This window comes from Sporosarcina sp. ACRSL, assembly GCF_022346605.1.
GTDB lineage: Bacteria > Bacillota > Bacilli > Bacillales_A > Planococcaceae > Sporosarcina.
Genome location: NZ_JAKRNT010000011.1, coordinates 106,483 through 126,800, shown reverse-complemented (window position 1 = coordinate 126,800; position 20,318 = coordinate 106,483). Strand labels below are relative to the sequence as shown.

The following is a 20,318-nucleotide window of genomic DNA, read 5'->3' as shown; positions in this document are numbered from 1 at the left end:
AAGGGCTTGCCGAAATTTCTCGGCATTGCCCTTTTTCATCTCTTCGGATTTTTTGTCGCTTTTTGACTGCCTGTCGTTTTCGAATTACCTTCGGTCAACTGACCTTTATACCATACTTTCTGAACAGGCTTAAAGCCTTTCGTAAGCTTTCTGTACGTCCGCTCCTCAGGATACGAGAGCAAAGTCAGCACTTCCCCATCCTCTCCTGCACGTCCTGTCCGACCCGAGCGGTGTAAATATTGCTCGATCGTATGCGGAACGTCGACATGGATGACATGCGTCAATCCTTGGATATCTAATCCTCTTGCAGCCAAATCTGTCGCGATTAAAATTCGAATAGCACCCTTTCGGAACTTTTCCAATGTGTCCTGCCTTTCGAACTTCGTCATCGATGAATACAGGACAGCTATCGGAGCTTCGTTATATTGCAACTTTAATTCCTTCATCCGTAGCTGGTCCACATTATTCATAAAGGCAAGTGCTCTGATTGACGGCAAATGGGATAGCCCGCGCAACAGATCCGTCTTGTTCCTTGCCTCCGTTTTTACGAATGAATGGACGACTTTTCCTGTCAATTGCATGTCTTCGACGGAAACTTTCAATCGGATCGGGTCATTCATCAGCTTTTTGGCGACGATTTCGATTTCATCGGTAATTGTTGCGGAAACGACAGCGACTTGGCGTTCAGGATTCGCCGCTTCGATCAGATTTTTTACGATGACACGATAATCGCGTGATAGGAGCTGATCTCCTTCGTCCAATACGATATAACGGATATCATGCATCTTTAACCGTTTCGCTTTTACGAGTTCGACGAGGCGTCCCGGAGTCCCGACTACGATTGTCGGCTTTTTCTTCAAACGTTCGATTTGCCGCTGCATATTGGCACCGCCAATTAATTGGGTCACCGTGATATCCGTTCCTTCTACCCACTCACGAATGACATTTACGATTTGTATCGATAGCTCTTGGGAAGGAGCCATGATCAGCGCTTGCGTCTGCATTTTTTTCCCATCAACTTGTTGAAGGATCGGCAACACATAAGCAAGTGTTTTCCCAGTTCCAGTCGGCGATTCTGCTACGACATCACGGCCATTCAAGAGTTCTGGAATCATTTGGTTTTGAATCGGTGTTTCCCTTTCAAACTTCCACTTACTTCTAATACTATCGTCCATTTTTTCCAAGAAGGACATTCTCATCCCCGCTTTCACTGTTCCTTATCTTATAATGAACCGGATTCGCATTTCTTTCAAGTCAGTTTGGTTTTCTTCTTGCTTTTGTCGCCTGTTCAAATGCATAAGCATAGCCGATTAGTTCTGGCTCGGAATACGCCTTGCCGCAAAGCGTAATGCAAAAAGGTTCGCCTTCTTCCGTAAACGAAGCGGGTACCGTAATTGCGGGATACCCTGCTGCCGCGCTAAAACTACATCCATGATCTTGAGGGAATACGAGACAATCAATCCTATGCTCATCAAAAGCCCGATCGAGAGCCAATTCGCCTGCCAAGTGTCGGTTGCGCAACAAAGCCTTAATATATTCCGGCTCGGTCAACGTCCCACTCGTCCGGTCGACTTTTTCTAACATCACTTGCCCATATTTCAACGTTTCTTCTGCATGTTCCTTATTGTATTGGATAATATCGGATAATGTGCGGATTGGATTTGTCGCCGGGGTTTTCCCGAGATATTCATTTAGTGCCGCTTTGAATTCATACAGGAGGACGTCATAGCCTAAATCATCTTCCATCGTCCCCAAATCAATCTCATCAATAAGTTCCGCGCCTAATGATTCCAGGTGGCGAAGAGCGTCTTCGAACTGACTTTTTCGTTCCGTCGAGATCTCCCCTGCGAATATTGATCGGGCGATGCCGATTCTTTTTCCAGAGAGCGATGTTTCATCGAGTAACGATAGCCAATCAACCCCCTTGAAACGATCAGCTCCCTTCGTAACTGGATCGGTTTCATCATAGCCGACCATGAGCCCAAATGTTATTGCGGCGTCTTCCACCGTACGTGCTAGTGGACCTGGGGTGTCTTGGGTGAAGGACAGCGGGATAATACCGCTTCTACTGATTGCTCCGACAGTCGGTTTAATGCCGACGAGCGCATTTTGGGCGGATGGATTAATGATGGAGCCGCTCGTTTCAGTTCCGATAGAAACGGCTGCCATATTAGCTGCAACCGCGGCAGCCGCGCCGGAACTCGATCCGCCGACATCAAAGAGCCCATACGGATTTTTCACTTGTCCTCCGCGTGAACTCCACCCATTTCGCATGCGATCTGACATAAAATTCGCCCATTCGGTCATATTCGTCTTACCTAAAATGACTGCACCCGCTTCACGGAGTTTTTTTACTAAAAAAGCATCATCCTCAGCGAAATGGTTTTGCATGGCCAAAGATCCACAGCTCGTATGCATACCATCCCCTGTATCCATATTATCTTTCAACAATACCGGGATGCCGTGCAAGAACGACCGCACGATTCCTGCGCGACGTTCCTCATCAAGTGCCCGGGCTATTTGGACTGCCTGCGGGTTCACCTCTAAAACAGCATTCACATTTCGGTCTCTTTGTCCGATCGTCTGCAAATACATGACGGTCAATTGTTCTGACGTCAGCTTCCCGACAGACATTCTTTCCTGCATTTGCCGGATGGTTGCTTCCTCCAGCCATTCCAATCGTAGTTCATCCAATTTCTTAGTCAAGCAAATCCCCCCTAGATGAGCTTTACTCTATTCTCATTGTATACTGTTTCATCAATTCATATAAAGATAGTTCATATAATTGTTTACCGTTTACTTTATAAATACCTTCATCGACCAGCCTTTCAATAATGATATCTCTCTTGTTGTCAAGTACTGGATTTTCTTGTTTTTTCACGTTCCTAATTCCTCCTACAAAGTTGACAACTATCTATTCCACTTTAATGAAATCCGTAAACAATGAAGAATTAACCAAAAAAACCCCGCTGCGATCAATGCAGCAGGGTGATTTCATGACCATTTATTATTTTTATACTTACGGTAATAATTAATTTGCCTCATGAAAAGGTAAAGTTTTCTTTTGAAGCTCTTATCTCTTTTATAAAATAGCGGATTCGCATATTTTCCTGCTCGCAGTAGCTGATTGACCTCTTTACGGATTTTCGGGTTGTCGACAAATTTCCGTAGGACGATTTTCGGAACAACTGTAAAAAGGAATTTTTCATCTAATAATGTCAACGGCTTTTCGACGTCGTAAATGAGGTCATCCACAAAGTTCTTCGCCAAGTTATGCCCGCAAGATGTGATGTAATAACTAGAACGGCCTTGTCGAATATTTACTTCAAACACTTTGAACTTGCCGTCACGATGATCGAATTTCAAATCGAAATTTGCGTACCCGACGTAATTGAGAGCTTCTAAGAACCCTTTCAGCTTCAGCATCATTTCTTCATTATACCGGGTGATGACCGCGGTATAATTGCCGATAGCCGTCAAAGTATGCTCTTGAAGAACGACTTGTCCAAACGTGATCAGCTCGGAGTTCCCTTTGCAATTAATGTAGAACACGGAGTCCCACATATATGTATCATCACCCGGAATGAAGTCTTGGATAATCAAATCGTCACGATAGCCACTTTTCTTGATTGTGTCGATGACTTTCTGGATTTCTTCATATGAATCGACTTTATATACTTTTTGCATTCCTTCAAATGGGTGCTTGTAATATTGCACTCCATTGCTCGGTTTAATGATGACCGGGAACATAACTTCGTCGTCGAAACGATCGTCGGTTTCACATGAGTAGAAATAGGTCGATGGCGTATCAATGCCATGCTCCTCACAAAGCCGGTAGAAATTCTTCTTTACAAGAAGATTATTCATTAACTCCTCGTCAATATAATTGAAAACGAAATCTTCCGCTAGTACTTCACGGTTTTCGATAATCAAGCGGACGTATAAGTCATTCGTTCCAATCAGAAGCAGTTTTTTCCCTTGCGCCTTATATTTTGTTGCAACTTGTTTCAGGAAGCGAACGAACTCGTCCCTTTCCCCTAATTTCGGGTTCAACTCAATCGCGCCAGGAATTGTACTCAGACTCGTAAAAGATAAAGGTTCTTTACCAACGAGGATCGGGTGGATTCCGTAAGCCTCATGAAATGAAATGGCCATATTGTATGCGTTAATATCAGTCCCTACTATAATCGGGATGAATGGATGATTTGTCATAATTTCCTCCAACATGCTTTTCTCTATCTTAGTGTAGAGTTCCAGAATTTCGATGTCAATAAAGCAGGAGTCCTTATCTTACATATTCACGTTGGTAACAATGTTGCACCTATCCGCTTCCAAACATTCCAAGGATGCTCGGATGGCGGAGTGGACTCGAAAGTGAGAATTTCTTTTGTCGTTGGATGCGGGAAGGACAATGTATGTGCCCATAATGCAATTTGCTGACCTGGCCGGTTCACTTGCTGGCCATATTTCTGGTCTCCGTAAAGTGGAGCACCGGATGTTGCCATTTGCACACGGATTTGATGTGATCTTCCTGTATGTAGCCGGATGGCGAGCAAGCTCATCCCGTCCTTCTTTTCCAATGTTTCATAGTCAAGAACTGCCTTCTTTCCCCCGGGATGGGACACCTTGACTGCGTGCACTATATTTTTCTTTACATCCTTCCATAGATGATGCGTAAGGATACCTTTCTCATCCAAAGCACCTCGAACGACTGCGAGGTACGTCCGCTTCATTTCCCTTTTTCGTAAGACGTCGGATAGACGGGATGCCGCTTTTGATGTTTTCGCAAAAACGAGCACACCCCCGACAGGACGGTCCAGCCGATGGACGAGGCCTAGATAGACATTTCCCGGTTTCTGATAGCGCTTCTTCAAATCTGCTTTCAACAATGAGAGCAAATCAGCATCCCCACTCTCATCCCCTTGCACCGGTATATTGACGGGCTTCTCCACTACTAACAAATGATTATCTTCATATATAATGCGTATGTTCAACTTTCACAGTTCCTTTCAATAATATTGCCGGACAAATTTCTCTATTCAAGTATTCATTCTTCATTCCGGTTCACCTCCATTCCGTCTATCATACTATAGTTCGCCCACTTTATCCGCCAGGCATTTTTGCCAATCTAGTTTTTGTGGGTATTGATATAAGTTTGGTATTACTTTTCTAAATAGAAACTAGAACGTGTTGATTTCCGCTCCAGGCGCACGCTTTCCGTGGGGCGGGCGGTGAGCCAATCGAACAGCGAAGGGTTCGATTTGCCGTATTTCTGCGTCCTTTGCAGAAATTAAGGCATCCTACAATATTCTGCTCGCAACGCTACGCTTATGCTCGCAAACGCCGTTCTTTGTAACGGCGTTCGCTAATCCCACAGGAGTCGGCGCCTTCTGCTCCAAATTGGAAACGCAAATTTATTTGTACCAATAACTTGCTTCTATTACTTTAAACATCATTCAAGTAAAATAAAATACTTGAAGTCCTTTCAAATTTCGATAGTGGTTTAGGATTCCATGTATCCTCCAATTGATTGGAGTGGAGATTGGCGACTCCGGCGGGAACAGCGCGAGCTGAAGACCCCGCAGGAACGGAGTGACGAGGAGGCTGAAGCCGTGCCCGCGGAAAGCGTCCAATCGAAACGGAAATCAATGGTATGTGCTGAAAGGTAAGCTCTTACATTCCATCTACAAACATTTTGCTTAAATATTTTTACCAAAAGAAAAAGCCGAACTGATTCATTCGGCTTTTTGCTTCGGTATCCTTATTCTTGTACTAAGTAAATCGGCTCATCTGTTGGCCATGCTGAAAAGTCAGAGATGATTCCGTCCACTCCAAACTTCTGTGCCTTTGAGACTAGCCTTTTATCTTTCTTTGACCAAACGAGCACTTTGCTGCCACGTTTATGCACATTGTCGACCGTCCTCTTGCTCACAAAAGAAACGTTAAAGTTTATATAAGATGCAAAGGATGTCAGTTCATCCAATCTTTTTGCGGATAGAAGAGATTCGGAAGGATGAATAAGAACCGCCACTTCAATTTCAGGCAAGAGAGTATGTACTTTCATCATAGAATCGGCATCGAATGATTGGATAATAATTGAACTGAATTCGTAATAATCCTTTACTAATTCAACGACTTTCTCTTCAATTCCCGGATAGTTTTTAGGGTTTTTCAACTCTATCAAAAATCCGACCTGGTCGTAAAATTCTTCCAGTAATTCGTTAAGTGTGATGATCGATTCGCCTTCGAACTCCCTACCGAACGTTCCGCCGGCATCCAATTCTTTTAACTCCGCTAACGTCATCTCTTTAATGTAACCGCTTCCATTTGTGGTACGATCGATTTTGTCGTCATGCATGATAATCAGTTCCCCGTCTTTGGAAAGGTGAACATCCGTCTCCAAATAGTCTGCACGAAGTTCAACTGCTTTATGAAAAGCAGCAAGAGTATTTTCTGGAGCCAAACTGGAAGCACCTCGGTGGGCTACACTAATCATTTTTGAATGATGAACCTTTTTCGACTGATCATTGTAACCGACTAGAAGAAAAAGGCAAGCCCCTACAATCGCCAAGCAAAACAGACTATGTTTTCTCATATGAATTCCCCACATTCTCTCATCGGATTTACAATTTCCGAATTATCTTTCTATTAGAATATCATAAATCATTAGTCTTGAATACCTTTATATTCATTGTAGGTGAAAAGTATTACAGTTTTTGAGAAAGTCATAAAATAAATGTATGCGTTTTCAAAGACAACCAATTTTAGTAATCATCAAAATACTATTTACAAATAGTTTATGCACTGATATATTGGATATCACTTAAAACTACGAAATATTTTTTCTAGTTCTAAGAATATTTTTTTTGCATCTAGGAGGAGACATCATGTTAAGTAATCCTGTTATCGCCACCACGTTAATTTTCGCTCTTCTCGCATTGGGCGAGTGGCTATCCATTGTGTCACGGGCAAGAATCCCGATGCTTCTCACTGCGATGGTAGGATTTCTTCTCCTCGTATGGACAGGCATCTTCCCGGAAGATATCTTGGAAAAATCTCAATTACCTGCTCTAGGAGCCATTTTAATTGGCCCGGCAATTTTGCATATGGGTACGATGATCCCTTTTTCATTGCTAAAGAGCCAATTCAAAGCCGTTCTCATCGCACTTGGTGGCATTACTATATCCGGCATTCTCATATTGACGATTATCCCGTTAATTTTTGATTATCCAACAGCGGTTGCAGGAGTTGGCCCGATCAGCGGCGGCGTCATCGCTCTTATCATTACTTCCGAAAAATTAGCTGAAATCGGTCTTACAAGCTTAGTTATCATTCCAGCACTTATCGTGGCTTTCCAAGGAGTAATGGGAATGCCGCTGGCGATGAATTTCATGAGAAAATATGCAATGAAACTACAAAACGACATGGATAACGGAACTTTCATCCCAATGTCGCAGGAAACGGATCTATTGAAAGATGAGGAAAAAGGCAAAAAACAAAGCCCGTTTAAATCTAGCGCGACACTCAAATTGTTCTATGTGTTTGTCGGTGCTGCGATCGGTACAGCGCTTGGAGAAATTACACCAATCCACGCTACCTTATGGTGTCTCGCAATTGGAATCATCGGCCTAAAGATTGGAATCTTCGAACCGAAAACACTTGAAAAATCGAACTCGTTTACATTGACGATGATTGCTATCATGTTCGTTGTAATTGGAACGATGGCTGGCGTCACACCTACACAAGTGCTCGATAATTTACCGAGCGTCGTCCTCATTCTCGTTATCGGTACATTCGGCATTGCCCTTGGCGGATTCATTATGTCGAAGATTGTGAAATGGCATCCGTATAAAGGCATGCCAGTCGCATTGACAGCATTGTTCGGTTTCCCAGCAGACTATATCCTTTGCGAAGAAGTGAGCCGAAGCGTCGCTAGAAATAAAAAAGAAGAAAAAGCTATTTTCGATGAGCTATTGGCACCGATGCTGATCGGCGGGTTTACGACTGTCACGATCGCATCCGTTATTATCGCAGGAATTCTCGTTCAAACATTATAATTCGGAGGGGTACATGATGACAAAAACGATTATTCGAAATGGATCACTGATTGATGGAAACGGAGGAGAACCGAAGAATGGCGAGATCGTCGTCATTGAAGGAGATAAAATCGTGTATGTCGGCGATGAAAGTAATTATGCAGCAACAGGCGATGAACAAGTCATCGATGCAGCGGGCGGATCGATCCTTCCAGGCTTCATTGATACACACGTCCATATGATGTTGGAATACTCACCGGTGCATGAACGATTGGCAACTCCTTTTTCATTTATGTATTATAAGGCGGCACAATACTTGAAAGCGACGTTGGATGCGGGGGTCACTTCTGTGCGGGATGCCCTCGGCACAGATTTAGGCGTAAAAAAAGCAGTCGAAGAAGGCCTTATTCCTGGACCACGTCTTCAGCTCAGCATTAACGCTTTGACAATTACCGGCGGTCATGGCGATGGCTATACGGTTTCCGGCAATGTAATCGACTTGTTGCCTTCCCCTTACCCGGGCATGCCGAACGGGGTATGCGATGGAGTGGAAGAGGTGCGCAAAAAAACACGTGAAATGCTTCGCGCTGGCGCTGAAGTTATAAAGGTGCATGCGACTGGCGGTGTATTGAGCGCAACCGACCATCCTGAATTCACTCAGTTTTCCTTCGAAGAATTGAAAGTTATCGTAGAAGAAGGGCGTTTCCGTAAAGGTGTTAAGGTCATGGCCCATGCGCAGGGTGCGGAAGGGATTAAAAACGCGGTCCGCGCTGGAGTCCATTCTATTGAACACGGCATCTTCATTGACGACGAAGCAATTGAACTGATGCTTGAAAACGGGACATACCTTGTTCCGACGCTCCTTGCTCCTGTCGCTGTTTTGGAAACTGCCGCGGATACGGGAATGCCCGAAACAGCTGTCCAAAAATCGAAGGAAGTCATTCAACAACATACTGAAAGCTTCCAAAAGGCTTACAAGGCAGGCGTTAAAATCGCAATGGGGACTGACGCGGGTGTCATGAAGCACGGGACGAATCTTCGCGAATTGGGATTGATGGTGGATGCAGGCATGAGCCCAATGGATGCGATTGTCGCCTCGACAAAAACAGCCGCCGAATGTTTAGGCTGGGAGAACCAAGTCGGAACCGTGGAAGCTGGAAAGTTAGCGGATATTATCATTGTGAAAGGTGATCCACTTAAAGATATCCATTCCCTTGCAAATAACGATAACATCCAAGTCGTTATCAAAGGCGGAAAAATAGAAAAAGACTTAACAGCATAATGAAAGCCACTGCAAACTTCGCAGTGGCTTATTTTCAGTCAACGTGATAACAATGTTATACTATTTCTAATTGTTAGGAGGCTGATACGATGGATATTGAAAAATACCTTGACCGTTTCCATGCGGTTCGCGAGCAACCTTCCCTACAGCAATTGAAGGACTTGCAAAGCCTGCATATGACCGAAATCCCTTTTGAAAACCTCGATGTCATTCGCCGGGTTCCGATCTATTTGAATCTACATTCGATATACGAAAAAATCGTCGTGCGCAATCGAGGCGGCTATTGTTATGAATTGAACGGTTTATTCCATTGGCTTTTGGAATCGTTAGGTTACGATGCCACCCTCATCGCCGCCACTGTCTATCGGCCGAATGGGCATTGGGCAAAGCCGGAAACGCATGCGGCCATCATCGTCCATATGGATGAACCTTATCTCGTCGATGTCGGATTTGGGGATTCTACTATTGTCCCGATTCCTTTAAACGGCTCCCCACAAACAGATATTAACGGCACATATTCCATACAGCAATCCGGGGAGGACGAATTTGAACTGATTAGAAACCGGAATGGCGAGTCACGCCCATTATACAAGTTTTCAATCACTCCAAAGCAGCTAGTTGATTTCCATGAAGGTTGCGTATTCAATCAAGTCTCTCCAGAATCGACATTCACGCATGTTGATATTGTTACAAAAGCGACACCTACAGGAAGAATTACGTTAAAAGACATGGAGTTGACGATTGTCAATCATGGAATCGCACGTTCAAGATTCCTTTCTGCAGAAGAAAAAAAAGCCGTTCTGTTGGACTCATTCGGAATCAACATATAAAAAAGATGAACGGTAAAGGATTTTCCCCTTACCGTTCATCTTTTATATTCACTACTCGATTATTTTGATTTTCACTTTTTTTACGCCCCACTCCATTGCACTTTCATACGTCGGGATGAACACGTCTATTTTATGTCCTTTAATGGCACTTCCAACATCTCCTGCTATGGCTTCCCCATAACCTTCTACCCAAACTTTCGTTCCAAGGGGGATGAGTTTTGGATCTACCGCAATCACTTTCTGATCTGGGTTAGACCGTAAATCTAATCCATACGCAGTTGTCCCCGAACAACCTGTACAATATGCCGTATACGCAGTTGCCGTCACAGTAAACTCCTTTCCTTCACTTGCTGGCGGACTTGTGACCGACGAGTTGTATGCAGGCTCTTTCGGAATCGATTCCTCCGTGACTGCAGCAACTTTAACGGTCTTTGACAGAGCGATTTTTTCATCATTCTCTCCGCTAATTGTCAACACATCACCCGGATAGATTACATGATCATCTAAATTATTTAAACTCATTAATTCATCCAATGTCATACCGTGATTTAAGGCGATTCGGAATAGGTTATCACCTTCCTCAACTGTGTACATAGTCGTTTCTTTCTTTAATAAATCGAGTGGCGGATAAAATAACGGAAATACATTTTCCCAAATATCAAAGAAAGGAATAGTATCATAAGTTATCTCCGCTTCAGTAGTAAACGCTATCTCTTCATTCTCTATTAGACCTAATGTAGATGCTTCAATCACAACACTAAATGAGAGTGTCATAATTGTGGTCAGCACAATCATTTTCAACTTCATCAAGTAATATTGCTCCTCTCTTCTTGCCAATTTCAAACAGTCTTGTCCAAAAACTTTTAAATTCAAACATTTTTTTAAAAAAAGAGAAGAGAAGATGGCAAACAAGAACTTGATTCGCATAATAAGACAATCATAGAAGAGATGAATTTTGTTTACTTCATGTCAAGAAAGGGCAAATTAAAGAAAACAGTGAATAAGGGGCGAATGACATGAATTTTAGAAGATTAATCAAAACAGCTATTAAATGGGCGCCAGTCGTTTATCCTATAGTCCGAAAGATGTTGGCGAATAAAGAAAAGACTAAAGCCCCAATCAGAAGACGCTAAAAACCCTTATTGCAATAACCCTTTTGCGCATATATTCAATGATCTTGCGAATCCTAAAAGGAAACGTATAGGGAGGTATATGATGGACAATGAAAAGCGCTCCACTCCGGATGATGACGAAACAAGCAAGTTCCTTTATGTAGATCATCCTGAAGGGATCCCTTCAGCGAATCGCATTAGCCTATTCGACATGCATGAAGATATGCAAACAGTAGATACAATAAACTTGGATGACATGAAAGAGGATTTACGGAAAGAAAGGATCCATAAGAATCCGAGATAACCTACAAAAGCGAAAGCCGTTACGGAGAACGGCTTTTGCGAGCACAAGCGCAGCGTTGCGAGCAAGAATGGAATTAGCAATTTCTTTGCCACGCAGTAGCTTTGACTTATGACCCGAGTGGCTAGCGCCCGGAGTCTAGACGAATACAAAAGCACAGAGAAAGAAGCCGGGAGAAGTTATCGGCTTCTTTTTTATGGGCGACTTGGGAAAATTTATAGAATCATTTTCCCTATTTTTTCAACATAATCAATTCTATTGAATAATACCTAAAATACAATACTTTATAAATAAATAATATCCAATTACTTCTCAAAATAGGACCTTATCATTATCCCCTTCCCTCCTTTTTTCTTCATAGCAAACCTCTCTCATACTAAACAGCAATATAAACCTTATAACAACAGCATTTCTATTTTAAACTTGACAATTCACAACCATTTATGAAACACGAATAAATTCTCATTCCAGTCATCTCCTAGTTAGTTACTTACTATTATTTTTTAACTAGTCGGACGATTTAGCTTTTTATCAACATTTTATGAATGTATAATATTGATAGACAGCCAGATACGGAGTTTCCGACACCAAGAGAACCTGAACGATTAAGAGGAAGGGGGCATCGGGTGTTTTTTTCTTTGGCTTATACAAAGGGAGCGGTTAAAAACAAAAGGAGGAATGGAATTGAGGAAACGTAAGCAGATGAAGTTATTCAGCGTTGCAGCGTCACTCCTAATGGTTGTCTCATTGACGACACCAGCGATGGCAGCAAGTACAGAGATAAACAACAAGCTGCATCAATCGTTACGAGGCTCGAACGAACTCTCTCAGGAAAAAGTCAGCCAACGATTGCTTGATAATTTCAAAGAAGAAGACATGGTCACTTTTCTGGTCAAGTTCAAAGAACAGGCTGATACGGAAAAAGTCGCTGCTCAGGCAAAGCAGCAGGCAAGCCAAGCAAATCTTTCCGGAAAACAATCGGTTATGTTAACAAGATCGGCTGTCGTTTCGGAACTACGATTGACATCCCTTGAAACTCAGCAAAATGTCATGGAGTATCTTGAACAACAAGTGGCAGCCGGCAATGCGAAAGACATTACTTCCTACTTCATCGTCAACGGCATGGCCGTGACGGCGACAAAGGAAGTGGCAGAAGTGATTGCTACTTTCCAGGAAGTTGAAAAAGTCCTTCCGGATGAAATTCGTCAACTGAACGAAACGACAATCATCGAAAATTCGGTTGTTCCGAACTCGCAGCTAGCGAGCGTCGAATGGAATATTGAGCGCGTCAACGCCCCTCAAGCTTGGGATATGGGAATCGATGGGTCTGGTACTGTCGTTGCAAGCATCGATACCGGCGTTCAATGGGATCATCCTGCATTGAAAGAAAAGTACCGGGGATACAACTCGGTGACAGGCGAAGTGAACCACGACTATAACTGGTTCGATGCAACAGCTGGTCGGACAACCCCTTACGATGATAATGGGCACGGAACACATGTAACGGGTACAATGGTCGGAAGCGACATGAACGGGACTAACAAAATCGGAGTCGCTCCAGGCGCGAAATGGATTGCCGTTAAGGCATTCACGGCTAGCGGAGGAAGAGATAGTCATTTATTGGCTGCGGCCCAATGGATTCTAGCTCCTACGGACGCAAACGGAAATGCTCGGGTCGATTTGGCTCCGGATGTTGTCAATAACTCTTGGGGCGGTGGCGCAGGTCTGAATGAATGGTATCGCGATGTCGTCAGAAACTGGCGTGCCGCTGAAATCTTCCCTGAGTTTTCTGCTGGTAACACAACTTTATCGAATCCGGGAGGCGCTGGATCGGTCGCAGCACCTGCGAACTATCCGGAATCCTTTGCAACGGGTGCAACAGACATCAACAATAGGGTCGCAAGCTTCTCACTTCGAGGACCTTCACCTTACGAGGAAATAAAACCTGATATTTCTGCACCGGGTGTCAATATCCGTTCATCCGTACCGGGCGGCGGCTATGAAGGCGGCTGGAATGGAACGTCTATGGCAGGTCCTCATGTTGCAGCAGTGGCAGCATTGCTACGACAAGTGAATGCAAATATTTCTGTCGATGAAATGGAACAAGTCCTATTGAATACGGCAACGCCGTTGACGGACAGTGCATACCCTACATCTCCTAACCACGGATATGGGTATGGCCTTGTAGATGCATACGCAGCTGTTTCCTCCATCGCGAGCGGACTTGGAAAGCTTGAAGGCCAAGTGACGAAGCAAGGCGATGACAATCAACCGCCTACTTTCGAACATTCAGCCCCAAGAGAAACTTACGCTGGCATGGATTTGGATTTACGAATTCACGTAACGGATAATATCAGCATTTCCTCTGTGACATTCCAATACGTAAATTCCGATGGTCAATGGAACTCTATTAGCGCCGAGAGGAAGTCCGGGGATTATCTATCCGGAGAGTTTGGCGTCACTGTTCCAGGCGATAAAATTTCCGGAGAAACATTCACTTATAAATGGGTGATCAATGACTTCGGAAACAATGAAGTATCGAGCGAAGAATACACGGTGCTTGTCAAGCCAGGAATCACCGTCGGCTATTTCGAGGATTTTGAACAACTGCCGGTAGGATGGACTTCGTTTGGAAATAAAAACAGCTGGGAATGGGGTAAACCGACTTCCGGTCCTGGCAACGCGGCTTCCGGCGAAAATGTGTATGCCACGAATTTGTCCGGAATGTATGAGAACAATATGAATGCAACTCTCGTTATGCCTCCAGTCGATCTTCCGGAAGGTGCTGCTTACTTGCAGTTTAAACAATGGCATAATTTCGAGCAGTCCTCTACAGGAAGAGCTTGGGATTATGGACATGTCTTCATTTCCACGGATAGGCAAGAGTGGACGCAGCTACTCATGATCCAAGGAGCTTCGAATGGTTGGATCGATGCGGAAGTCGATTTATCTGCCTATAGCGGTCAGCGTGTCTACATCGGATTTAATGCATTCTCCGATGGAAGCGTAGTAAGGGAAGGCTGGTATATTGACGATGTCGCTTTAAGCGATCAATCTCAAACCGCCACAAACTCAATCACTCCAGGAAATAACAAAATGAAAAATGAAAAGCAAAATGGCCCTCAAGCCTTAAAACCTGGCAAAGGGAAAAATCCAGATCTCATTATTGAAAAAGGAAAAGATGCACTTGAAACACCGATCGATCCTAAAACAATCAAGCCTGTAATGCCGAAAGTTGAGCCGGCACCTCCTGTTGAAGAAGGAAATGCCTCACCTCTCCTTCTGCCATTGGGTGCACAAGTGAATGTCCTTGAGACGAATCGCTCCGTCTATACAAATCCAGCTGATGGATCGTATACGTTAATACACGGCGCGGGAACATTTACTGCAAAAGCAGAGGCATATGGATACCAATCACAAGCACAATCCGTAACAATCAATGCAGATCAAACAACTCGCGCCAACTTCACATTAGAAGAAATGCCTCAGGCAACAATCAGTGGAACTGTGACAGACCAGTCTACAGGTCATCCGATTGCAGGAGCGACATTGCTTCTCATGGAAGATGCGAACATCACACCTGTCCAAACGGACGCAGCGGGACAATTTGCAATTACTGCATATGAAGGCGACTACACGTTGAAAGTCGTGGCACGCGGTTATCATGGCCAAGAGGCAACCGTCAACATTGGCGGACAAACAACTTTTGATTTCGTACTTGAACCGTTCTTCACGTATCCGGGTGGAGAAATCGGCTACGATGATGGAACTGCCGAAAACGCACGGGCGTTTTACGATGCGGGCAACGGTTGGGCCGTAAAAATGTCTCTTCCGGAAGGCAATGATACAGGAATTGTCACAGAAGGTGTATTCCGTTTCTGGACTACTGAATGGCCTGTACCAGGCGGAACTGCGTTCGCTGTTGAAGTTTGGGATGCAACGGGTGCTAACGGAGCTCCGGGACAAAAAATTGCAGGACCGATTGATGCACAAGCGAAACGGAACGGTGACTGGACTGTCGTTGATTTGACAGAGCACAATATCGTCGTGAACGGTGACTTCTATATGGTGTACATTCAAACGGCAGCGAATCCGTATGCCCCTGGTCTCGCAACAGATGAGAATGGAACGAACGCGAAAAGAAGTTACCAGTTCGTCGGCGGCTCTTGGTCACCTGCCCCTACATCTGAAGGGAACTATATGATTCGAGCACGCGTTAGCTTCGAAGTGTCCAAACCAATGATCACTTCCCCTCAAACGGGTACTGTTACGAATGAAGAAAACATCGTCATCGAAGGTACAGCATCACCGACAACGACAATCTCTCTTCGTAATAACGGCGAAGAAGTCGACTCCGTAGTTATCGGGAATGATGGAAGATTCTCATTCCAAACTGTCCTGACAGAAGGCGATAATGAATTTACCGCTGTCGGTTTACTGGATGGACGTGTGACAGGAACATCAGACCCTGTGACAGTCGTGCTAGATACGATGAAACCGGAATTGACGATTACGAACCCGAAAAACGGTGATAGAACCAACCGTGAAACTGTCACAGTAGAAGGTACAGTAGCGGATGCTAATCTCGAATCTGTAACCGTAAATGGCCAAAAAGCTGCTGTTTCGGAAAATGGCACATACTCTAAACGGATCCTTCTGGACGATGGCGTGAATGAAATCACTGTCATTGCAACGGATGCAGCCGGTAATGTAGAGAGTAAAACTATTTCCATCACTGCGAAATATACTGCACCTGAGATTTCGAATTTGACACCGAAACAAGATGTCCATTTAGTAACTGGAAAATCCATTAAATTCGAATTCGACAGTGAACCAGGTTTGACAGCAACTTACGTTATCCATATGCCTCTTACGAATCTCGGAGACAAAGAGATAACGAATGCGACCGAATTACCGATGCAAGAATTATCACCAGGACATTACGTCGGCTACTGGACTGTTCCATTAGGCGTCATAGCTGACGGAGCACGCGTCGAAGTGAAAGTCGTAGATGCTTTTGGAAATGAAAGAAGGAAGCTTGCGGACGGAAAACTGTTCATTAATCTCGGTCAAGTGAACGAAGTGGACGAGGCTAAAGAAGGAACGGTTGAAGAAAGTGAAGAAGGTACTGTGGAAAACGATAGTGCAGAAGAAACAGCTGACGCTATTGAATAACTAAAAGGCTGCGGTCTCATCGGAATATCGATGATGACCGCAGTTTTACTTATCTATTGAATATGATGTTTTATCTATTGAATGACTATAAATATCTATTGATTATTGCGGGTTATCTATTCAATGAAGAAAGTTATCTATCGAATCCCGTAAGTTATCACCATTTCATGACCTTCTACCTAAAATAAATTCTAATGTAAACTCAAATCCATCCTTTCTCCCGACAAATTGAAATGGCTTCTACTTTGTTTTTCGCTTCCACTTTCTGCAAGACCTCTGACATATAATTTCGCACGGTTCCTGGAGATAAATATAGTTCTGCCGCAATCTCCTTCGATGTCTTCCCATCTGCTGACAGCTTCAATACTTCCTGCTCCCGTTCCGTCAAAGGATTATCATCGTGATAGGAATTCATGATCAACTCAGGAGCGAATTCCCTCTTCCCTCGCATGACGTTCCGGATTGCCGCCGCCAAATCATCAATCGACCCGTCCTTCAACAAATAGCCATGGACTTTAGCTTTGATCGCTCTTTCGAAAAAACCTGGCCTCGCAAACGTCGTCAGTATGATCACTTTACAAGGTGAACCGCATTCCTGTAATTCATCAGCTACTTCAAGACCGCTTTTCAACGGCATTTCAATATCCAAAATACAGACATCTGGCCGCAAATCCCGAACAAGACTCACTGCCTGTTCCCCATTTTCTGCTTGGCCAACTACTTTCATATCTTCTTCAAAGTCAAGAAGAGTCCCTAAAGCCCCTCTTAATATGCGCTGATCTTCAGCGATCACAATCCGTATCATAAAGCAACCACCTCTTCCTTCGTCTTGACGACAACCGGGATTGAAATCAGAATAGCAGTCCCTTTCCCAGACTCGACCTTCATGTCTCCTTCGATCAACGAAAGGCGCTCTGCCATTCCCTTCAATCCATTGCCCCACGTTCGGTCCGGCATACCAATTCCATTGTCTCGGATCTGCATCTCAAGTTCATGCGAATTATACAGTATCGTCACCGAGCTTTGAGTCGCTTTACTATGTTTCACAATATTTGTCGAAGTTTCCCGCAAGCACATCCCTGCAATATTTTGCTGAAGTGGTGACAGCTCATTGATTGCCCCGTCTACCGTACACTGAAATTCAATATTACCCGCTACAAGGAGCTGTTCCAAATGGACGAGCTCTTCCTCGATGGTACTCACCCTCATATCTGACACAAGTTCTCTGACTTGTTGAAGGGCAGAACGGGATGTTTTCTCAATTCCCTTAGCTTCTGCCCTCACTTTATCGGGATCATTTGCAACTCTTTGGATAACTTGGCTCTGCAATGTGATAAGCGACAATGTATGCCCCAATGTATCATGCAAATCGCGGGCAATCCGCACTCTTTCCTCTTGCTTGATCAACGTTTTGATCTGTTCATTCGCCTCATTCAACTGGTTTTTCAATTCCATTCGTTCATTCATATGCCTGATACCGTATGGGGAGAGGATGATGACAACCAAAAAAGGTAAGAGGTTCATAAAACTAGATAATCCATATTGGAACAATATCCAACCAGCGCAAGATAAAACGATACTAGTATATATTTTCAGTGTAATCAGGAATTTCTTCTTATCGTCTATCCAGCCGACAAAGTGAGAGGTATAAAAACTTAAAAAGATCATGTATGGATCATAAAACACTACGAAGACAACAGTGACAGCCACTTGAACTACCAGCCAAGCGTAAAATTTCTCTATACGGATCGGCTGATAGCACTGCCTGTAGGTGATGAAAAAAAGCATTATCAGCCCATAGCCGATTACCGCTTTCACTCCTACTTCACTGTTCACTTGATAGAGCGGCATTATTAGATAAACTAAAAAAATATAAGGAATGTAGCCAAATCTTTTTGGAAACAACCTAAAGTTTTTCATGTTTACACCGCTTCCTGTTTCCTTCTGATATATATTGATAATACCATGAATACAAGCAAGTAGATTGCCAATATTGCAATACTTTTCAGTTCAGGTATTTGACCACGGACGATTCCCCATGCACCACTGCCATAATGATATGCCGGCAGCCAAGAACCGATCAGTTGAATGGTCTTCGGCATGATTTCCATTGGCATCCACAGCCCTCCTGTGATGGCCAAGGCTAAATAAATAATATTACTGACACCGGAAGCTGTATCGACCCGTTTCATCGTACCGACTAGAACTCCTAGTGCAAGGAACGGGAAGGACGCTGCCAATATCCACGCGGCACTTGCCAACCATTGTACAAATGGCATCGAAACTCCGTTTAAAATGATACCTGATAAGAAAATGACGGCGATCGAAAATACATGGACTGCCGATTGGCCAACCATCTTTGCAATGAAATAACTAGAACTCGGCAGTGGTGTTACTTTAATCCACGTTGTCCATCCTTCGCTCCTCTCCTGCACCATCCGGATGCCAAGCGTCATAATAGCGCTCCCCATCACACTGAACACCGCAATGGACATAAGGAAATGCCTATTCCACAAAGCCTGGTCATCTGCCCCTGTATCGACGACTTTCGTGAAAATGAAATAGAACACAATCGGCATGAATAACGACCAGAATACGAAATAGGGATTGCGGAAAATACGAATCATTTCAATCTTGCATTCATTCAATAGCATTTTCATTTAAGATACCCCCTGTTCTACTGTCAGTTGCTCAAACGCATCTTCAAGTCTTCCTTTGTCGATGGAAATGTCCGAAATGGGAATGCCTTCGGAGAAGAGCGATAACAGTACATGGTCGGTATCGTCTGTTTGGATGACAATCTTTCCATTTTCCGATTGAATGTCGGATACACACTCCATTGACAGGAATCTTTCGAACGGGAAGATCCCTTCTGCCTTGAACGACACTGTCTTCTTTAATAACCGCTGTTTAATTGTAACGGGGCTGCCATCCGCGATGAGTTTCCCTTCATCGAATAACAGGATACGTGTCGCTACATCATCCGCCTCTTGCAAATAATGAGTGGAAAAGAGAACCGTTTTCCCGGCTTTTGAAAGCTGTTGAACTTTTGTCCAAAACTGCTTGCGGGCAGTACTGTCCATCCCTACGGTCGGTTCATCAAAAAAGACAAGATCCGGATTTCCTGCCATCGCAAGTGCGAAGCTGACCCGACGCTTTTGCCCGCCCGATAATTTTTCTGTCCGTTTTTTTAATTCATGTTCTTGCAGGCCTGTCAGCCGGATCATTTCTTCCATTGATAACGGATTTGGGTAATAGCTTCTGAACACGGCGAGCACTTCTTTCACTTTCAGTGCGTCCATGAGACTCACTTGCTGAAGCATGACACCGATCCGTTCGCGTACCTTTTGATGGTGGGGGCTTTGATTGAAAAGCGATACTTCACCCGATGTCGGATGCAGCAAACCGAGCATCATAAGGATTGTCGTACTTTTCCCCGCTCCATTTGGTCCGAGAATCGCTACGACTTCTCCGGATTGAATAGAGAACGAGACATCGTCCACTGCCTTTTTGCCTTTGAATTCCTTTGTTAGATTTTTACATTCAACTATAGTTTCCATACGTTCACACTCCCTTATCCAA

General features: G+C 44.0%; 17 protein-coding genes. 6 read left to right on the top strand and 11 right to left on the bottom strand.

The window, feature by feature from the left end:
* Positions 1-35: 35 nt before the first annotated feature.
* From MHZ92_RS16720 to MHZ92_RS16700, 5 genes are all read right to left on the bottom strand, one after another.
* Positions 36-1,193 (bottom strand): DEAD/DEAH box helicase, encoded by a 1,158-nt coding sequence (locus MHZ92_RS16720; RefSeq protein ID WP_239432847.1) that lies wholly within the window; start codon positions 1,191-1,193, stop codon positions 36-38.
* A 61-nt stretch (positions 1,194-1,254) separates the two neighbouring features.
* Positions 1,255-2,706: an amidase family protein gene (locus MHZ92_RS16715; protein WP_255723622.1), complete on the bottom strand. Its 1,452-nt coding sequence runs from the start codon at positions 2,704-2,706 to the stop codon at positions 1,255-1,257.
* Positions 2,707-2,728: 22 nt separating this feature from the next.
* Positions 2,729-2,881 carry a Fur-regulated basic protein FbpA gene (locus tag MHZ92_RS16710; RefSeq protein WP_239432846.1) on the bottom strand — a complete coding sequence of 51 codons (153 nt, stop codon included), beginning with the start codon at positions 2,879-2,881 and terminating at the stop codon, positions 2,729-2,731.
* A gap of 113 nt (positions 2,882-2,994) precedes the next feature.
* Positions 2,995-4,212 carry a carboxylate--amine ligase gene (locus MHZ92_RS16705; protein WP_239432845.1) on the bottom strand — a complete coding sequence of 406 codons (1,218 nt, stop codon included), beginning with the start codon at positions 4,210-4,212 and terminating at the stop codon, positions 2,995-2,997.
* An 86-nt stretch (positions 4,213-4,298) separates the two neighbouring features.
* Entirely contained in the window at positions 4,299-4,994 is a 696-nt protein-coding gene (locus MHZ92_RS16700) for an RluA family pseudouridine synthase (protein WP_239432844.1), read from the bottom strand.
* 519 nt (positions 4,995-5,513) lie between these two features.
* Between MHZ92_RS16700 and MHZ92_RS16695 the strand changes: the two genes are divergently transcribed.
* Positions 5,514-5,669, top strand: coding sequence for a hypothetical protein (locus MHZ92_RS16695; RefSeq protein ID WP_239432843.1), 156 nt, complete (start codon positions 5,514-5,516; stop codon positions 5,667-5,669).
* 92 nt (positions 5,670-5,761) lie between these two features.
* On the opposite strand, the gene MHZ92_RS16690 is transcribed toward MHZ92_RS16695, so the two are convergent.
* Entirely contained in the window at positions 5,762-6,595 is an 834-nt protein-coding gene (locus MHZ92_RS16690) for a glycerophosphodiester phosphodiesterase (RefSeq protein ID WP_239432842.1), read from the bottom strand.
* 292 nt (positions 6,596-6,887) lie between these two features.
* Here MHZ92_RS16690 and MHZ92_RS16685 point away from each other — a divergent pair, with 292 nt between their 5' ends.
* The 3 genes from MHZ92_RS16685 (at position 6,888) to MHZ92_RS16675 (ending at position 10,148) form a co-directional block, all read left to right on the top strand.
* Entirely contained in the window at positions 6,888-8,057 is a 1,170-nt protein-coding gene (locus MHZ92_RS16685; RefSeq protein ID WP_239432841.1) for a hypothetical protein, read from the top strand.
* 16 nt (positions 8,058-8,073) lie between these two features.
* A complete protein-coding gene (locus MHZ92_RS16680) occupies positions 8,074-9,318 on the top strand; it encodes a metal-dependent hydrolase family protein (RefSeq protein ID WP_239432840.1) in 1,245 nt (414 codons plus the stop codon).
* 89 nt (positions 9,319-9,407) lie between these two features.
* Positions 9,408-10,148 (top strand): arylamine N-acetyltransferase family protein, encoded by a 741-nt coding sequence (locus tag MHZ92_RS16675; RefSeq protein ID WP_239432839.1) that lies wholly within the window; start codon positions 9,408-9,410, stop codon positions 10,146-10,148.
* A gap of 51 nt (positions 10,149-10,199) precedes the next feature.
* Here the strand turns inward: MHZ92_RS16675 and MHZ92_RS21515 are convergent, their stop codons facing one another.
* Entirely contained in the window at positions 10,200-10,955 is a 756-nt protein-coding gene (locus tag MHZ92_RS21515) for a 3D domain-containing protein (RefSeq protein WP_304649732.1), read from the bottom strand.
* 408 nt (positions 10,956-11,363) lie between these two features.
* On the opposite strand from MHZ92_RS21515, the gene MHZ92_RS16655 reads away from it, so the two are divergent.
* Together MHZ92_RS16655 and MHZ92_RS16650 are read left to right on the top strand one after the other, a co-directional pair.
* On the top strand, positions 11,364-11,564 hold the full coding sequence (locus tag MHZ92_RS16655; RefSeq protein WP_239432837.1) for a hypothetical protein: 201 nt from the start codon (positions 11,364-11,366) through the stop codon (positions 11,562-11,564).
* Between the two features lie 675 nt (positions 11,565-12,239).
* Positions 12,240-16,736, top strand: a complete 4,497-nt coding sequence (locus MHZ92_RS16650; protein WP_304649718.1) for a S8 family peptidase — start codon at positions 12,240-12,242, stop codon at positions 16,734-16,736.
* Between the two features lie 202 nt (positions 16,737-16,938).
* Here the strand turns inward: MHZ92_RS16650 and MHZ92_RS16645 are convergent, their stop codons facing one another.
* Genes MHZ92_RS16645 through MHZ92_RS16630 form a run of 4 tightly spaced genes read right to left on the bottom strand, consistent with a single transcriptional unit; the run spans position 16,939 to position 20,296 of the window.
* Positions 16,939-17,541 (bottom strand): response regulator transcription factor, encoded by a 603-nt coding sequence (locus MHZ92_RS16645; RefSeq protein WP_239432835.1) that lies wholly within the window; start codon positions 17,539-17,541, stop codon positions 16,939-16,941.
* Positions 17,538-18,656: a sensor histidine kinase gene (locus tag MHZ92_RS16640; RefSeq protein WP_239432834.1), complete on the bottom strand. Its 1,119-nt coding sequence runs from the start codon at positions 18,654-18,656 to the stop codon at positions 17,538-17,540. The genes MHZ92_RS16645 and MHZ92_RS16640 overlap by 4 nt, the downstream gene beginning before the upstream one ends.
* A gap of 2 nt (positions 18,657-18,658) precedes the next feature.
* On the bottom strand, positions 18,659-19,396 hold the full coding sequence (locus MHZ92_RS16635; RefSeq protein ID WP_239432833.1) for an ABC transporter permease: 738 nt from the start codon (positions 19,394-19,396) through the stop codon (positions 18,659-18,661).
* Positions 19,397-20,296, bottom strand: a complete 900-nt coding sequence (locus MHZ92_RS16630; protein WP_239432832.1) for an ABC transporter ATP-binding protein — start codon at positions 20,294-20,296, stop codon at positions 19,397-19,399.
* Between the last annotated feature and the right edge of the window lie 22 nt (positions 20,297-20,318).

What these genes read in the sequence shown, in the direction of transcription:
- MHZ92_RS16645 (WP_239432835.1), bottom strand. Translation starts at nt 17,541, where the DNA reads ATGATACGGATTGTGATCGCTGAAGATCAGCGCATATTAAGAGGGGCT.
- MHZ92_RS16630 (WP_239432832.1), bottom strand. Translation starts at nt 20,296, where the DNA reads ATGGAAACTATAGTTGAATGTAAAAATCTAACAAAGGAATTCAAAGGC.
- MHZ92_RS16640 (WP_239432834.1), bottom strand. Translation starts at nt 18,656, where the DNA reads ATGAAAAACTTTAGGTTGTTTCCAAAAAGATTTGGCTACATTCCTTAT.
- MHZ92_RS16635 (WP_239432833.1), bottom strand. Translation starts at nt 19,396, where the DNA reads ATGAAAATGCTATTGAATGAATGCAAGATTGAAATGATTCGTATTTTC.
- MHZ92_RS16690 (WP_239432842.1), bottom strand. Translation starts at nt 6,595, where the DNA reads ATGAGAAAACATAGTCTGTTTTGCTTGGCGATTGTAGGGGCTTGCCTT.
- MHZ92_RS16655 (WP_239432837.1), top strand. Translation starts at nt 11,364, where the DNA reads ATGGACAATGAAAAGCGCTCCACTCCGGATGATGACGAAACAAGCAAG.
- MHZ92_RS16680 (WP_239432840.1), top strand. Translation starts at nt 8,074, where the DNA reads ATGACAAAAACGATTATTCGAAATGGATCACTGATTGATGGAAACGGA.
- MHZ92_RS16675 (WP_239432839.1), top strand. Translation starts at nt 9,408, where the DNA reads ATGGATATTGAAAAATACCTTGACCGTTTCCATGCGGTTCGCGAGCAA.
- MHZ92_RS16720 (WP_239432847.1), bottom strand. Translation starts at nt 1,193, where the DNA reads ATGTCCTTCTTGGAAAAAATGGACGATAGTATTAGAAGTAAGTGGAAG.
- MHZ92_RS16650 (WP_304649718.1), top strand. Translation starts at nt 12,240, where the DNA reads ATGGAATTGAGGAAACGTAAGCAGATGAAGTTATTCAGCGTTGCAGCG.
- MHZ92_RS16685 (WP_239432841.1), top strand. Translation starts at nt 6,888, where the DNA reads ATGTTAAGTAATCCTGTTATCGCCACCACGTTAATTTTCGCTCTTCTC.
- MHZ92_RS21515 (WP_304649732.1), bottom strand. Translation starts at nt 10,955, where the DNA reads ATGAAGTTGAAAATGATTGTGCTGACCACAATTATGACACTCTCATTT.
- MHZ92_RS16695 (WP_239432843.1), top strand. Translation starts at nt 5,514, where the DNA reads ATGTATCCTCCAATTGATTGGAGTGGAGATTGGCGACTCCGGCGGGAA.
- MHZ92_RS16705 (WP_239432845.1), bottom strand. Translation starts at nt 4,212, where the DNA reads ATGACAAATCATCCATTCATCCCGATTATAGTAGGGACTGATATTAAC.